Here is a 15,351-nt window from a genome sequence, read left to right as displayed (position 1 = left end):
GATGTGTATAAGAGACAGGTCGAGGGTGATCGCGACGGCGAGTTTTCCGTTGTCGCCACGGTCCCGACGCTCTCGGCGGCGACCGTCGACGAGGTCGCTCGCGTGGTCGAGGACGACTGGTTCGAGACGTTCGATCGCCGTCTTGCGGACGTCTTCGACGTCGCGACCACCGGCACGCACGACGAGCCGATCGTCGAGCGTGACGTTCCGGCTGGCGAGGTGACCGTGACCCTCGACTACGTCACGTGGGACGCCGGTGAGGGCGTCGCGGACGCGAAGGCGATGGTCGAGTTCGTCGAGGGTACGTACGCGCAGGGGCTCATACCCGGCTACGAGTATCGCGGCGAGGCGGCGACGCTCCGTGCGAATGCACAGCAACGAGGTCAGGAGGCGGTCGACGACGGTGGATCGTCGTTGTAGGGCGGCTTAGAGGTCTCCGTGACCTCGACGGAGTAGGGAGGGACGTTGCGAGCGGTGAACCGACCGTCGATCAGTCCATGGCGATGTAGGTTTGCGTGCCCTCGACGCCGTCGATCGCTTGGATCGCGGTCGCCGCGACGTCCTTGATGGCGGCCGGGGAGTCGACCGACGCCTTCGCGATGAGATCGACGTCGCCAGCGACGATGTGGACGTCCGTGACGCCGTCGACGGCGTCGATCTCTCGGCGGAGTCGGTCGGCGTCGCCGGTGTTGGCTTTGACCATCACGTAGGCGGTTACCATCACTGGACACCTCCGAGGTCGACCGTCTGTTCGCCGTCCGCCTCGCCGACGACGATCTGGCGGACGTCGCTCAGGACCGTGAAGTCAGCGAGCACGACGAGTCGGTCACCGGCGGCGAGCGACTCGTCCGGGTGCGGGATCTCGAACGGTCCGTCCTCGGACCCGTGTGCGAGTACCCGTGCGTCGGCGGGGAGTTCGAGTTCGCTGACGAGGTACCCCGCGACCGGGGACTCGGGCGTGACGGTGAGTTCGACGAGCTGGAGGTTCTGTGCGATGTCGGCGATCGCACGGATCGTCCCGCCGAGCAGGGCGTTCTTCGCGCCGATCGCGCCAAGGCGTTCGGGATAGATCACCTCGTCGACCTCGTCTGCGTACTTCCGGTAGATCTCTTCGCGATAGTCGTCGTCGATCCGCATCACCGTCCGACAACCCGCGTGTGAGGCGATCATGCAGGCGGCGAAGTTCGCGTTGAGATCGCGAGTGAGGGCCCCGATGGCGTCGGCGTCGTCGAGGCCGGCTCTCTCCAAGACCTCCGTCCGGGAGCCGTCACCGGCGATCACGTCGAGTCCGGCGTCCTCGGCGCGCCTGACTGTCGACTCGTCGCGCTCGATGACCGTGACGTCGTGACCCTCTTCGCGGAGGACCCGCGCGGTGCGTAAGCCGACCCGACCGGCACCAACGATAACAAACCGCATGGATATGGGGTACGCGTGCACCCGTGAATAATGTTGCCCTCAAATACACCTGATTCGGAAAACCCCGATGGTAATACCGGTAGTTCAGCTCCTGAGTTGTCCCAAACGCTTTAGTCGTGCCAAATGGTACCACGGGTCTGATGGTCCATGCGTACGTGCTTGTGAAGACCTCTGCGGGCAAGTCGGAGGGACTGCTCGCGACGATCCGTTCGATCGAACTGATCTCCGACGCCCACATCGTCGCCGGAAACTACGACGTGATCGCCGAAGTCGAGGCGGAAGCGGTACACGACGTACTCGAGACCGTCTCGTCGGAGTTGCAGTCGCTCGATGGGATTCTCGATACGAAGTCCTACGTCGCGATGGACTAGGGGTGACGTGACGCTCGATCGGTCGGATCGACTGTGACGTCGTCGACTACTCGGTCGGCGGCCGTTCATCGCCCGGTCCGCGAGCGTCGATCTGCTCGTTCAGGACGTCGATTGCGCTTTCGATGACGGTTTCGGGTGGACGCGTCGCGTCGAGTCTGATAAATCGGTACGGTTCCCTCTCGAGGAGTCGCTCGTAATTCGCTCGGACGTCCCCGAGCAATTGTGCGCGCTCGAACTTGTTAGTCGCCCCGGCCCGACCGGCGCCGGTCTCCGGATCGAGATCGAAGTATAACGTCAGATCGGGCTCGATCGTGAACGGGGCGTGGATCCCTCGAACGTACTCCATCGGGCGATCGAGGACGCCATCGAGGGTCGCTCCTTGGTAGGCGTAGCGTGAATCGGCGTACCGATCGGAGATGACGAGTTCGTCGCGTTCGAGCGCCGGCTCGATCACGCGCGAGAGGTGATCGGCGTGGTCGGCGGTGTAGAGGAAGAGTTCGGCGAGCGGGTCAGCGTCGTCGTCGCCGATCGAGCGGGAAACGGCCTCGCCGTACCACGAGTCCGTCGGCTCCCGGGTAAACGTCGCGTCGGGATACTCCGCTTGCAGCGCCTCCCACACCGTCGTCTTTCCGCTTCCGTCGATCCCCTCCAGCGTGACCAGCATGTCCGCGACTCACGGCGGCGGCTACAAGATTCTGTCGAGTAGGCGGGCGGTGCCCGAACCGGTGGTCCCCGTCTCCAGACTCGACGTGTCTGCAGTGAAATATATCCGGCTGGCCCGCCTCTGGTCGGTATGGATGTCCTCGTCGCCGGCGGTACCGGGTTCATCGGAACGGCGTTGTGTGAGCGGCTCGCCGAACGCGGTCACGACGTGACGGCGATGGCTCGATCGCCGGAGTCGTCGTCGCTACCGGCCGGCGTGGAGGGGGTCGCCGGTGACGTCACGGACCGAGAATCGGTCGAGGCTGTCGTGGCGGGCCGGGACGCGGTGTACAACCTCGTCGCGCTGTCGCCGCTGTTCCAGACGCCGAGCGGGTTGTCGCACGAGGCCATCCACCTCGGCGGAACCGAAAACCTGCTCGCAGCAGCCGAGTCTGCGAGTGTCGATCGCTTCTGTCAGCTGAGCGGCCTCGGATCGGGGCCCGACGCGCCGACAGAACACCTGCGAGTCAAACACCGGGCCGAGGTCGCCGTCGAGGCGGCCCCGCTCGAGACGGTGATCGTCAGGCCATCGGTGGTCTTCGGCGAGAATAGCGAGTTCCTCTCGTTCGTCGACGCGACGACGACGGCGTACGTCACGCCCTTGCCGGCCGGTGGCCGAATGCGCTTTCAGCCGATCTGGATCGGGGATCTGGCGCCGATGCTCGCCGATTGTGTCGACGGCCCGCACGCCGGCGAAACGTATGAGCTGGGTGGCCCCGATCGCCTCACATTGGCCGACGTGACGCGGCTGTTCTACGCCTCCCGTGACCAATCGGTCCGGATCGTTCCGATTCCGATGGCGCTCTCGAAACTCGGATTGACGCTTGCGGGTCCCGTCCCGTTCGTTCCATTTGGGCCCGAACAGGCGCAGGGGCTCTCGGTGGACAACACCGTCGACCGGAACGCGATCGATGCATTCGGCGTCGAGGCGAGTGATCTCAGGTCACTCGCGGACTATCTCGGCGTCGATACTCCCGCGGCCCGCAACTAACAGTCGGCCGATGGTGGCGGCTGACCCACCGTTTCCATATCCCTTCTGCCACTAAGTTGCCGAGACGAATAGCTGCCCCTCATTTCAAGCGTGAACTGGTGGGCCAGAACACGATAATACTGCGCCTCGATCCGGAGATATATTCTGGGAACGATGGGTGAGTATTACTCAAAAACTCCGCGACTGCTTGCGATTTGGGAAGATACTGTAGCGAACGTGAAAGTCAGCCAGACACAAGGTTTATATCCTTCTTGCTACTGTTCACTGCCAACGGAGCCCCCAGAATCAATGAAACTGGCGATGATCGGATTCGGGCAGGCCGGAGGGAAGGTCGTCGATCGATTCCTCGATTACGACGATCGAACGAACAGCGGTATCGTCCGCTCTGCGATCGCCGTGAACACGGCGAAGGCGGACCTCATGGGCCTCGACCGAATTCCACAGGAAAACCGTGTCCTCATCGGACAGGCACGGGTGAAAGGCCACGGCGTAGGTGCGGACAACGAGCTCGGCGCGGAAGTCGCCGAGGAGGACATCGACGAGGTCCAGAACGCGGTCGACTCGATCCCGACCCACGAGGTCGACGCCTTCCTCGTCGTGGCCGGCATGGGTGGCGGGACGGGATCCGGTGGCGCACCGGTTCTCGCGAAACACCTGAAGCGAATTTACACGATCCCCGTCTACGGACTCGGGATCTTACCCGGCACCGACGAAGGCGGCATCTACACCTTGAATGCCGCCCGCTCGTTCCAGACGTTCGTTCGTGAGGTCGACAACCTGCTCGTCTTCGACAACGACTCCTGGCGCTCGGCCGGCGAGTCCGTCGAGGGTGGATACAGCCAGATCAACGAGGAGATCGTCCGTCGTTTCGGCGTCCTCTTCGGTGCCGGCGAAGTGCAGGCCGGCCAGGAGGTCGCAGAGAGCGTCGTCGACTCTTCGGAGATCATCAACACGCTCTCCGGCGGCGGCGTCTCGACCGTCGGGTACGCATCCGAAGAGGTCGATCTGACCGCCTCGTCCGGCGGGCTCCTCTCGAAATTCACCGGCGGGAGCGGCGGTGGCGGCGACGACGGCCTCGACGCGGCCAACACGACCAACCGCATCACGAGTCTCGTCCGCAAAGCCGCCCTCGGTCGCCTCACGCTCCCCTGTGAGATCGACGGCGCCGAGCGCGCGCTGCTCGTTCTCTCGGGGCCCTCGGATCACCTGAATCGGAAGGGCATCGAGCGCGGTCGCAAGTGGCTCGAAGAGGAAACCGGCAGTATGGAAGTCCGCGGGGGCGACTACCCGCGAGAGATTCCGGAAGTCTCCGCTTCGATCCTCCTTTCGGGCGTGACGAACGTCCCGCGGATCAAGCGCCTCCAGCAGGTCGCCATCGAGGCGCAGGACAATATGGAGGACATTCAGGCGGAAAGTGAAGACAACCTGGAGGATCTCGTCCAGGACGACACCGAAGATCTGGAGCCGCTGTTCTAACTGGGGGCGGCTCGTTCGAGCGATCATCGTTTTGCGTGATTTCTTGCGGACTCCAGCCGTGAGTGACCGCTGTGGCGACGTGTTTTTGGGTGCCGACCGACGACGCTGTGTCACATGCAGGTGTTCGTCCCGTTCGCGGCCGACGCTCCCAAGACGCGTCTCTCGTCGGCGCTCGCTGCGGACGAGCGTCGCCACTTCGCCCGGACGATGCTGCGAGACGTCGTCGATGCCGTCGCCGAGACAGGGCACGACCCAAGGGTCCTCGCGACGGGGCCGGTGTCGGTCGACGTGCCGGTGACGGTCGACGAGCGGTCGCTCGACGCTGCCGTCAACGATCTACTCGAGAGTCACTTCGACGCATCTGGGGACGACGACCCGATCGCGGTCGTGATGGCCGACCTGGCCCTGGCGACGGTGACGGCGCTCGACCGACTGTTCGAGGCGAACGGCGACGTCGTCTTCGCACCGGGGCGCGGCGGTGGCACGAACGCGTTCGTCACTCGTCACCCCGACTTCCGGGTCGACTACCACGGGACGTCGTACCTCGATCATCGGGCGATCGCGTCGTCGGTCGATGCGACGCTCGGCGTCGTCGATTCGTTCCGGCTCGCGACGGACGTCGACGAACCGGCCGACCTCGTCGAGGTCCTTTGTCACGGCGACGGTCGAACTCGCGAATTCCTCGTCGAGGCGGGGTTCGAACTGGTCACGGCCGACGAGGGGCGGGTGACGGTCTCTCGGACCGGTCGAGTAGGGTGACGCAGGCCCCGTCATAGTCGGCCGGAACGAGACGATTTATCCCGTCAGGCTCGAACACTTCGGTGAATGATTCCGGGAGCGGCCCGTTACGACGTCGACGTGTCGATCGACGAGACCGACGTCGAGCGACTGCTGGAGGTGATGCCCGAGGACGTCGCGGCCCCGACGGAGCTCACCTACGCCCGGAACGTGTTCGTTCCGCTGACGACGGCCTGTCGATACACGTGCACGTACTGCACCTACTTCGACCCGCCGGGTGCGGCATCGCTCCTCTCGCTCGCCGAGGTCCGCGACATCTGTCGACGTGGCGCCGACGCGGGCTGCACAGAAGCGTTGTTCACCTTCGGTGACGACCCGGACGAGCGCTACACCGAGATCCACGCCCAGCTCGAGGAGTGGGGGTACGACTCGATCCACGACTACCTCCGGGCCGCCTGCGAGGTTGCGCTGGAAGAAGGGCTCCTCCCACATTCGAACCCCGGCGACCAGACGCGCGAACAGATGGGACGCGTCGCAGACGTCAACGCGAGCATGGGCGTGATGCTCGAGACGACGGCGGACGTCGACGCTCACGCTGGACCGCGGCGAAAGGAACCCGGTCAGCGTCTGGCGACCATCCGGACGGCCGGCGAACTCGCCGTCCCGTTCACGACAGGCATTCTCGTCGGTATCGGTGACGGGTGGCGAGACCGTGCGGAGAGTTTGCTCGCCATTCGCGACTTACACGGCCGCTACGGCCACGTCCAGGAGGTCATCATCCAGCCGGTCCGGAACAACGAGCGCTGGAACGGTGGGACGCCGGATCTCGCGACCATGCGGCGGGTGACGGCGATGGCTCGCGTCGCGCTCCCCGACGACGTGTCCGTCCAGGCGCCGCCGAATCTGGCCCCCGTCAGGGAACTGATCGATTGCGGCGTCGACGATCTGGGTGGCGTCTCTCCGGTGACCGACGACCACGTCAATCCCGAGTACGCCTGGCCGGCGCTGGACGAACTACGCTCGATCGCCGACGACGTCGGATTGGCGCTCACCGAGCGATTGCCGGTCTACGAGCGATTCCTGTCGGCGGAACTACGCGGCAACGGGGCGGCGGCGAACTCGGCCGCGGATCGCGAGTGGGTTTCCCCACGAATTCGGGCGGCTCTGGGGGAAGACAACGATGCTGGCGAGCGGTATCGTCGACTCATCGACTGAGTCGGATTTGGGTCGTCTCCAGTCCCAGAGCCCATCGGCGGCGGGCCCCAGTACTGGTCACGACTGCTCCAGCGTGACGGTCCACTCGAACGACGTTTCGGTTCCGTCTTCGTCGTCAGTTCGCCGGACCGTCCCAGCCGTCCTGAACCGTATTTGGCCGGGCGAGTCTTCCGGGCACGGTTGCTCTTCGGGAACGAGTACGTAGAGCGCCCGTTCAGCCGATTCCTCGGGTGCGAGTTCACGACTCCGGACGAGCAGATCGGAGATGCAACCAACGGTGGCCCGCCAGCAGTCCCCTGTGAACTCGTTGTTCTCGGTATCCCCGCCGTCGAGCCGATCAACCGCGTACAGCGCGAACTGGTCGTCCGTGCTCCGAACGCAATCCATATGCACGAGTCGTCGGTCCGCGTACGTGATCGACTCGCTCGTTGAATTCGTTATTCGTGTCGAGATCGTGAGCGGCGTCTCCTCGTCGGCGTAGCCACCGTCGACGATTTCGGCGTCGTGTGTGATCGCATCTGGACAGGTATCGGAACTGCACCCATCGGAGATGCTGTAAGACGCGTTAGCGGCACTCAGACAACCGCTGGTGAGCGGATAGACTGTGCCTGCACCAATCGTTCCTAAGTAGTTTCTTCGCCTCATTATTGTGGCTTGGTGCACATGTAACCAGCATTCGATATTATGAACCTTGGTTCTGAACACATAAACTGTGCAAAATGGTACGTATTTCGTTCGGCAGTGGTCCTCGAAAAATGGGTGTTCACCCCCGATGCTGCTTCAGAATACACCACCTTCTGGGGCCGATGTTTCACATGTCGTTGCTATCGATCTGTATCTCAGTATTCTGATCCAGTACTGTGGTCAGCTTCCATCAACGATCGAGGCCGTCTCGTCCACTTCTTCGGAGGTGAGTCCCCGGATGTAGCGGATTCTCTCGGGGATCGGCGGGTGGTCGTAGTGGAACGTGGCGTACAGGGGGTGCGGGAACGGGTTGGAGAGGTTCTCACCGGTCAGACTGGCGAGCGCACCGACGAGCGGCTCGCCGTCACCCATGACATCGGTGGCGAACGCGTCGGCTTCCCGCTCGTGGGCGAGCGAGAGACGATTGACGAGCGGACTCGTCAGGTCGAGCAGTGGCGAGACCCAGAGCGCCCCGAGCGCCAGCCCGACGTACGGCGTCTGTGGCAGGTCGAACATGGCGTAGAGCCAGGTCGCGTCCAGGAGCACCCAGAGGACGGCCAGCGCGACCCCGATGCGTGCCAGACTGGCGACGAACTGCTTCCAGATGTGTGCGCGCTTCCAGTGGGCGAGTTCGTGAGCGAGGACGCTCTCTAACTGCCGCAGCTCCATCTGCTCGACGAGCGTGTCGTAGAGGACGACCCGCTTCGTCCGTCCGAAGCCGACGAAGTACGCGTTCGAGTGGCCGGATCGTCGGCTCGCGTCCATGACGTAGACGTCATCGCAGGTGAAGCCGGCGCGGTCGAACACGCGCTCGACACCGTCGCGAAGTTCGCCCGACTCGACGGGTTCGAAGTCGTTGAACAGCGGGGCGATCACCCGTGGGTAGACGACGAGCATCGCGAGGGAGAACCCGGCGAAGATGGCGAGCGCGGCGACCGGCCACAGGGTCGGGAGTGTTTCGACGGTAGCGAGGATGGCGGCGGATAGTGCGCCGACGAGAACCGCACTGATGAGCAACTGGATCAGGAGATCCCGAACGAAGAGGCTCGGCGTCTGATTGTTGAACCCGAAGCGTTCCTCCACGACGAACGTGTCGTAGAGGTCGCCCGGGAGCGAGAGCGCTTGCGTGCCGATCAGCACTGCGACGAAGAACGCACTTCCCGTGAGGACTGGTCCGTAGTCGAGGCCCTGTAACCACGTGACGACGCCCCCGGCAACGCCGGTGTAGAGGGCGAGAAGTACGACGGCGAGCGTGAACCACGACTGAACCTGGCCGATCGTCGTCTTCGCTCGGTGGTAGGCGCTGACCTGATCTGGGTCGTCCACGTCGAACATCGACTGGACCCACTCGCGTTCGCGTTCGAGCGTCGCCCGGCCGTGTCGGACGTTCAATATGGCGAGATAACTGAAGAATGCGGAAGATCCGACGACCAGTAGCAGAAAGGCTGCGTGGGCGAGGGGATACTCGCCAATCGGCACGAGATCGATCATGTCGTGCTGTTGGTGTCGACGTGGGTAACAGTTACGCTCAGCAATCGACGCCGGGGAGGGCTGGTGTGGCCGTCGGGGGACTGATGCCGTCGGACGCGACTCCGACACCCGAACCGTCGCCAGTTGCAGCGAACTCGGCGGTGAGACGTCCCGTTAACCGATCGTCGGTCGGTCCCACGTCTCAGCCGAACGGATTCGTGGCTGTCTCCGGTCCCATCGGACCCGACGTCGACGTTGGGGGTACTACGTCCGCCACCGTCGCTTCCAATCGGGAGTGGTCGTCAGTTTTATCACCTGATGTAAAACACTCTTTACTGAATGACGAGGGGTCCGCAATGACGGCCACGAACACAGACTCGTTCCTCACTCTGTCAGCGCCCTTTGTCCTGTACGGGGTGTGCATCGGTATCGCGAAACGGCGTGGATGATCCATGCAGACCGATCTCACCGCTCGGCGTGAGGACGAAGTGCTCAGTCAAGGCGAACTCGCCGAGGTGGTAGACGTTACCCGACAAACCATCAATGCGATCGAACGAAATCGATACGATCCATCACTGGAACTGGCGTTTGCGTTGGCCCATCACTTCGACTGCAACATCGAAGACATATTCGAACCTGAGTAAGACCCCACCAAATAGCAACTGTGCACCGAATTTCGTCCCCTCCTCGTGACGGGCGCGGCAGCACCCGATCGAACGTCTCCGCGAGGGCAGAATGAGCGTCACTGCAATCGTACGGAAGGAGTATCGAGAATTACGTCGCTCGTATACGCTGCTCGCGACGGGCCTACTCTTTACCCTCACGGCCGTTTTCTTCGCCAGCATTCGATGGGTCCCGAAGCTCGGCCTGCGAGAGGGAACGCCGACGAGCACCCTCGCGCTATTGAACAGCCTCACGCAGCCTGGAACGGTGTTCATCCCGATTCTCGGGCTCTTGGCTGGGTATCAGGCGATCGCGGGGCCGCGAGAACGGGGGAGCATCAAAATGGCGCTGAGTCTCCCCAATACGCGCCGCGAGGTCGTGTTCGGCAAATTCGTCGGCCGCTTCTCGGTCGTCGCAACGGCGACACTGACGGCTAGTGTCGCGGTTTGGCTCGTCGCGGTATCGACGTACGCGGATTTCGACACGACGGCGTTCCTTCTGACCGCGGTTCTGACGGCGATTCACGGCGGCGTGTTCGTCGCCATCTCGGTTGGCTTTTCCGCCTGGATGCGCTCGCGTCTCCGAGCACTGGTGGGTACCGCATTCCTTTCCCTGCTGTTTCTCGCCCTCTGGGACACGGTTCTGCTCGCCCTTCAACTGCTCTTCATCGGCCCGTCGCTCCCCGCCGGTAGCCAACTTCCGAACTGGATGCAGGTCATCAACGTTTTGAATCCAGTGACGGCCTTTCAGTACGCGAGGCAAGCCGTCGTCCCCGCGTTCTCCGAACTCACGCGAACCCCGGAATCGAGTGCCGTCTACCTTCAAGACTGGATCGGCTTTCCCGTGCTACTGGCCTGGATCCTCATCCCGCTCGTGCTCGGGTCCCTCCGCTTCGAACGGGCCGATATCAGTTGATGGGACACCGTCGAATCCGTCGCTGGTGGCGGAAGCGAAATACAATCTCCGGCGGCGGAACTTCCTGGTGCGTGGCCGTGAGGATCGAGTCGGATCCGAGTCCCGACGGGGCACTCTTCAGATCCGTCGTGGACGTTTCCGAGAACTGCCGTTCCGAACGTAGCGCCGAATACGACGCCGACGAGCCCGGCGATGCGCAGTCGTTTCGTTGCAGCCCCATTCGCGGTACCGGTCATCGTCCCGTTCACGGCCCACTTCTATTTAGCATTCGGAAAAATTAGTTAGAACATAGAAAAGGAGTCCTTTCCGAAGTAGACACTCTTATTATGCGAACGTGGCAATAGCAAGGTGATGCCAAACGCAGACCGAGACTGGTGGCCAGATGCGCTCGATCTGGACATCCTCGATCAGAACGCACAGCAGACGGACCCGATGGGCGAGGATTTCGACTACGCGGAGGCGTTCGAGTCGCTCGATTACGAGGCCGTCAAGGCGGATCTTATGGAACTGATGACGGACTCGCAGGAGTGGTGGCCCGCCGATTACGGCCACTACGGACCGCTGTTCATCCGGATGGCCTGGCACAGCGCCGGCACCTACCGGACGAGCGACGGCCGGGGTGGCGCCTCCGGCGGTCGCCAGCGCCTGGCACCACTCAACAGCTGGCCGGACAACGCGAACCTCGACAAGGCTCGGCGCCTGCTCTGGCCCGTCAAGCAGAAGTACGGTCAGAAGCTCTCGTGGGCGGATCTGCTCGTGCTGGCTGGCAACGTTGCACTCGAGTCGATGGGATTCGAGACGTACGGCTTCGCCGGCGGTCGTGAGGACGATTACACCCCCGACGACGCCGTCGACTGGGGCCCGGAAGACGAGATGGAGGGCGCGTCCCCCGAGCGCTTCGACGAAGACGGCACCCTTCAGGACCCGCTCGGAAACACCGTCATGGGCCTCATCTACGTGAACCCCGAGGGGCCGAACGGCGAACCTGATCCCGAAGCGTCCGCGACAAACATCCGCCAGACGTTCAGCCACATGGCGATGGACGACGCGGAGACGGTCGCGCTCATCGCCGGCGGGCACACGTTCGGAAAGGTCCACGGCGCCGACGAGGCGACCCCCAACGTCGGTCCGGAGCCCGAGGCGGCGCCGATCGAGGAGCAGGGCCTCGGCTGGAAGAGCGAGCACGGCTCCGGGATGGGCGCCGACACGATCACGAGCGGCATCGAGGGGCCCTGGAACACCACGCCGACCCAGTGGGACATGGGCTACGTGGACTCGCTGCTCGACCACAAGTGGTGGCCCGAGAAGGGTCCCGGTGGCGCCTGGCAGTGGACGACGCAGAACGGCGAACTCGACGAGTCTGCCCCCGGCGTCGAAGAGCCGTCGGAAAAGGAGGACGTGATGATGCTCACGACGGACATCGCTCTGAAGCGCGATCCCGACTTCCGCGAGGTCCTGGAGCGCTTCCAGGAGGATCCTGCGCTGTTCCAGGAGACCTTCGCGAAGGCGTGGTACAAGCTGATCCACCGCGACATGGGTCCCGCCGAGCGCTTCCTCGGTCCCGAGGTGCCCGACGAGGAACTCCTCTGGCAGGATCCACTCCCCGACGCCGACTACGACCTGATCGGCGAGGCCGAGATCGACGAGCTCGAAGAGCGCGTCCTCACCTCCGATCTCACCCGCACACAACTCGTCAAGACCGCCTGGGCGGCGGCCTCGACCTACCGGGACAGCGACAAGCGCGGCGGCGCGAACGGTGCACGCATCCGCCTCGAACCGCAGCGTAGCTGGGAGGTCAACGAGCCGGACGAACTCGAGACGGTTCTCTCGACGCTCGAGGCAATTCAGACCGAGTTCAACGACTCGCGATCGGACGACGTGCGCGTCTCGCTGGCCGACCTGCTCGTCCTCGGCGGGAACGCGGCCGTCGAGCAGGCCGCGAGCGACGCCGGCTACGATGTCGAGGTGCCGTTCGAGCCCGGCCGCACCGACGCGACGGAAGCCCAGACGGACGTGGAGTCCTTCGAGGCGTTGAAGCCGACAGCAGATGGCTTCCGTAACTACCTGAGCGACGAGGCACGGAACTCGGCCGAAGCGGAGCTCGTCGACAAGGCGGACCTGCTCGACCTGACGCCCGACGAGATGACGGCACTGGTCGGTGGTATGCGTGCCCTGGGTGCAACGTACTCCGACCACGGCGTCTTCACCGACGAGCCTGGGACGCTGACCAACGACTTCTTCGAGACGATTTGCTCGATGGACTACGAGTGGGAACCGGTCTCCGAGGACCGCGAGGTCTTCGAACTGCGCGACCGCGAGACCGGCGAGGTCGCGTGGACGGGCACGCGCGTCGACCTCATCTTCGGTTCGAACTCACGCCTGCGCGCCATCGCGGAGGTCTACGGAGCGGAAGACGGCGAGGAAAAACTCGTCTCCGACTTCGTCGACGCGTGGCACAGCGTGATGGCGGCCGACCGGTTCGACCTCGAGTGAGGGCTGACTGACCGGCCGTTTACCGATCGTTTTTTGTCGACGCATCGCCGTCAATATCGAGCGGAGGCGTGCGACTGTGGGTGGTGCTCGTGGCGGATAACTAGGACGCCGACAGTTTAGGGCCTAAGGTAGCCAATCAACTGTGATAGGACGTCTTCGGTGCGCGAATCGACAAAAGAAGTGAGACGGTATTCTACTTCCGCAGCGTTGTTGAGGGTTGCAAGTGACCACGGTAGGACGTGGCTTCGGGTTCCGAGCGGATCGCCCTCGTAGTCATCGGCTCGTAGTGTCAGTGATTCTTCGTGGTAGCTCTTCGTCGTAATTAGTGCGGTGATGAGCTGGACACCGTGGGTGGGGAACTGTGGTGTCCCGAGTACGAGCAGCGGACGCCCTTTCTTTGAGAGCGGATCGGTCCCCCAGACGATGTCTCCGCGCGCTAGTTCCTCGAACGAGGTCACTGCACGTGCTCCATTTCGTCGGTTCGGAGTGCTTCGAGCCGTTCCTCCCCGTACTGCTCATCAGCGGTCTCGTAGTGTCGATGAAGCCGATAGGCTGATCTGAGCCGGTCCTGGTCGTCTGTGATCGCCCAGTAGGGGCGCTTGTGTCTCACGAGTCCTCGCTCTTTTAGCCGTGAGAGGATCGCACTGACTGCGTCTGTCTGTAGTTCGAGTTGCGCTGCAATCGTGGCTGCCTTCCACGCCTGATCGTCGTTCTCGTCGAGGAACCGAACGATCCGTTCGGTGTCGTTTCTCCCCTCGAATTCGCCGTCTTCGGCGTCCTCGAACTCATCGATATCGATGGCGCCGCTCGACATACACGGTTGTTGGTGCCGGTGGGCCTTAGCCATTTGGTATGTTTGGCCTGTTTGTTTCGGGGGATTTGAACCATCGTGAGATGGTCGGTCGGAACCCGTGAGTGGAGTTAGCCGAGAACGGTTTTGCCTGTGTGTAGTCACACTACCCGGCTATGGGACCGACGGTCGGGATCTATCGGTTCGGGATCGGGGATGGTACTCGTGACCGACCACGAGACAGCCTGCGTGGACGGCAAGAACGACGAAAAGGGTTGTCGTCGACGCCACACCCAGTAGCGGTGGCACGTACGCGAGTGGGAGGGCCACGGCGAGCCAGAAGGCGATCGCGCGAAGGGTAGCCGTGGCGTGGTGGAGGGGCCGAATCATGAGATAGAGGCGTTGAGTCCTGTTACGCTGGATCTGAGTGACAGCCGAGGTCCGTCGCAATCGTCGACGTTTCGAGCGCCTCTTCGTCGGTGAGCGAGACTGTGGTCGTCGCGGCGTTACACGCTCCGATGTCCGCTTTCTCGAGATCAACTGTCGCGCTCGCGTCAGCGTCGAGCACGCGCGTCGCGATGGATTCCGAGCCGTTCCGATCGAAGTGAACGTCGGCCGTCGCCGCCGGTTCGACCGTGAAGAGCCCGTCGAACCGCGTGATCTCTCCGTCTTCGAGCAGTATGCGGGCCGTCCACGTCTGATCAGTTGGGTTGGAGACGCTGATCGTGTGCTCTCCCTGCATTTCGTCGGACTCCTCGATCGTTCCGACGGTGTGCTCGACGGTCTCGCCCGACACGACGCGTTCGGTGACGACGTTCCCGCAGGCCATCATCGTCGACAGTGTGGCCGACGAAAGTGTGCCGTCGGCTTGCAGTTCCAGTTGGACGCTCGTCGCGTTACAATCGAACTGCGCACGCTCGACGGTCGTCGTCTCGGTCTGGTCCGAGCCGTCGACGGTCGCTTCGACGGTGTAGGCGGCGAGTCGGCCGATCGCGACCTTGGCGGTCCCTTCGGGTCGGATGGTGAACGACTCCTCGAGTATCGTCTCCCCACCCTGCTCGATCGCGAGCGCGACCGTTCGCTCGGTCTTCGTGGGGTTCGTCAGGAAGACGGCGTGTGGGGAGCGACGCCCACCGAGCTGTCCGTCCGTCGGATCGCGCTCGACTGTCTCGCCGGCCGGGACGGGTGTGGGCGAGTCGTCGCCGGGAGTCGATCCTCGCTCCTGCGTGTTACCTCGATCGTCTTCGTCGCGGGCGGATCCGAATTCCTGGAGGCAGCCTGCCGTCATCGAGGTCACTCCCAGGCCGGTCGCCGCGAGTAGCTGTCGACGCTTCATACTCTGACATTCGCCCCGGGTGATAAACCTCTCCCCCAGGGTCAAACCCGTCTTTCAGTTAGTGCCATAGCCATCACTTGCGCAGGGACAC

Annotated in this window: 17 protein-coding genes; 9 read left to right on the top strand and 8 right to left on the bottom strand. The window is 63.4% G+C overall.

Translation table 11 applies throughout. The features are described 5' to 3' along the window. On the top strand, positions 1-420 hold a 420-nt coding region (locus tag C479_RS03685), incomplete at its 5' end, for a DUF5813 family protein (protein WP_007697991.1). A gap of 70 nt (positions 421-490) precedes the next feature. Here C479_RS03685 and C479_RS03680 read toward each other — a convergent pair. Both C479_RS03680 and C479_RS03675 read right to left on the bottom strand, forming a co-directional pair. Beyond that, positions 491-721: an Lrp/AsnC family transcriptional regulator gene (locus tag C479_RS03680; RefSeq protein WP_007697989.1), complete on the bottom strand. Its 231-nt coding sequence runs from the start codon at positions 719-721 to the stop codon at positions 491-493. Beyond that, a complete protein-coding gene (locus C479_RS03675) occupies positions 721-1,416 on the bottom strand; it encodes a potassium channel family protein (protein ID WP_007697986.1) in 696 nt (231 codons plus the stop codon). The genes C479_RS03680 and C479_RS03675 overlap by 1 nt, the downstream gene beginning before the upstream one ends. A 140-nt stretch (positions 1,417-1,556) precedes the next feature. Between C479_RS03675 and C479_RS03670 the strand changes: the two genes are divergently transcribed. Next, positions 1,557-1,787, top strand: a complete 231-nt coding sequence (locus C479_RS03670) for an Lrp/AsnC ligand binding domain-containing protein (RefSeq protein WP_007697985.1) — start codon at positions 1,557-1,559, stop codon at positions 1,785-1,787. Positions 1,788-1,833: 46 nt separating this feature from the next. On the opposite strand, the gene tmk is transcribed toward C479_RS03670, so the two are convergent. Further along, a complete protein-coding gene (gene tmk / locus C479_RS03665; protein ID WP_007697982.1) occupies positions 1,834-2,451 on the bottom strand; it encodes a dTMP kinase in 618 nt (205 codons plus the stop codon). Positions 2,452-2,580: 129 nt separating this feature from the next. On the opposite strand from tmk, the gene C479_RS03660 reads away from it, so the two are divergent. The 4 genes from C479_RS03660 (at position 2,581) to cofG (ending at position 6,909) form a co-directional block, all read left to right on the top strand. Next, positions 2,581-3,480 (top strand): complex I NDUFA9 subunit family protein, encoded by a 900-nt coding sequence (locus C479_RS03660; RefSeq protein ID WP_007697979.1) that lies wholly within the window; start codon positions 2,581-2,583, stop codon positions 3,478-3,480. A gap of 288 nt (positions 3,481-3,768) precedes the next feature. Next, positions 3,769-4,956: a tubulin/FtsZ family protein gene (locus C479_RS03655; RefSeq protein ID WP_007697976.1), complete on the top strand. Its 1,188-nt coding sequence runs from the start codon at positions 3,769-3,771 to the stop codon at positions 4,954-4,956. A 114-nt stretch (positions 4,957-5,070) separates the two neighbouring features. Further along, the gene (gene cofC, locus C479_RS03650; RefSeq protein WP_007697973.1) at positions 5,071-5,715 is read left to right on the top strand and encodes a 2-phospho-L-lactate guanylyltransferase; all 645 of its coding nucleotides are present in this window, start codon (positions 5,071-5,073) and stop codon (positions 5,713-5,715) included. Positions 5,716-5,781: 66 nt separating this feature from the next. Beyond that, positions 5,782-6,909, top strand: a complete 1,128-nt coding sequence (gene cofG, locus C479_RS03645; protein WP_007697971.1) for a 7,8-didemethyl-8-hydroxy-5-deazariboflavin synthase subunit CofG — start codon at positions 5,782-5,784, stop codon at positions 6,907-6,909. Positions 6,910-6,966: 57 nt separating this feature from the next. On the opposite strand, the gene C479_RS16205 is transcribed toward cofG, so the two are convergent. Both C479_RS16205 and C479_RS03635 read right to left on the bottom strand, forming a co-directional pair. Next, positions 6,967-7,554 (bottom strand): hypothetical protein, encoded by a 588-nt coding sequence (locus C479_RS16205; protein WP_007697968.1) that lies wholly within the window; start codon positions 7,552-7,554, stop codon positions 6,967-6,969. A gap of 219 nt (positions 7,555-7,773) precedes the next feature. Beyond that, a complete protein-coding gene (locus C479_RS03635; RefSeq protein WP_007697965.1) occupies positions 7,774-9,084 on the bottom strand; it encodes a M48 family metallopeptidase in 1,311 nt (436 codons plus the stop codon). A gap of 431 nt (positions 9,085-9,515) precedes the next feature. On the opposite strand from C479_RS03635, the gene C479_RS03630 reads away from it, so the two are divergent. The 3 genes from C479_RS03630 to katG all read left to right on the top strand — a co-directional run bounded on the left by C479_RS03630 (position 9,516) and on the right by katG (position 13,134). Continuing rightward, positions 9,516-9,707: a helix-turn-helix transcriptional regulator gene (locus C479_RS03630; protein ID WP_007697963.1), complete on the top strand. Its 192-nt coding sequence runs from the start codon at positions 9,516-9,518 to the stop codon at positions 9,705-9,707. 91 nt (positions 9,708-9,798) lie between these two features. After that, complete coding sequence (locus C479_RS03625; protein ID WP_007697960.1) at positions 9,799-10,641, top strand: ABC transporter permease subunit; 843 nt, start codon at positions 9,799-9,801, stop codon at positions 10,639-10,641. 351 nt (positions 10,642-10,992) lie between these two features. Continuing rightward, positions 10,993-13,134 carry a catalase/peroxidase HPI gene (gene katG, locus C479_RS03615; protein WP_007697954.1) on the top strand — a complete coding sequence of 714 codons (2,142 nt, stop codon included), beginning with the start codon at positions 10,993-10,995 and terminating at the stop codon, positions 13,132-13,134. Between the two features lie 116 nt (positions 13,135-13,250). Here katG and C479_RS17020 read toward each other — a convergent pair whose 3' ends face one another. The 3 genes from C479_RS17020 to C479_RS03595 all read right to left on the bottom strand — a co-directional run bounded on the left by C479_RS17020 (position 13,251) and on the right by C479_RS03595 (position 15,260). Beyond that, on the bottom strand, positions 13,251-13,592 hold the full coding sequence (locus C479_RS17020; RefSeq protein WP_007697951.1) for a hypothetical protein: 342 nt from the start codon (positions 13,590-13,592) through the stop codon (positions 13,251-13,253). Beyond that, the gene (locus C479_RS03605; protein WP_007697948.1) at positions 13,589-13,948 is read right to left on the bottom strand and encodes a hypothetical protein; all 360 of its coding nucleotides are present in this window, start codon (positions 13,946-13,948) and stop codon (positions 13,589-13,591) included. The genes C479_RS17020 and C479_RS03605 overlap by 4 nt, the downstream gene beginning before the upstream one ends. Positions 13,949-14,336: 388 nt before the next feature. After that, complete coding sequence (locus C479_RS03595; protein ID WP_007697938.1) at positions 14,337-15,260, bottom strand: hypothetical protein; 924 nt, start codon at positions 15,258-15,260, stop codon at positions 14,337-14,339. Positions 15,261-15,351 lie beyond the last annotated feature (91 nt).

Origin of the sequence: Halovivax asiaticus JCM 14624, from assembly GCF_000337515.1 — an archaeon.
GTDB classification, from domain to species: domain Archaea; phylum Halobacteriota; class Halobacteria; order Halobacteriales; family Natrialbaceae; genus Halovivax; species Halovivax asiaticus.
The sequence above is the reverse complement of the archived record's forward strand: the minus strand, read 5'-3'. Positions and strand labels throughout refer to the sequence as shown.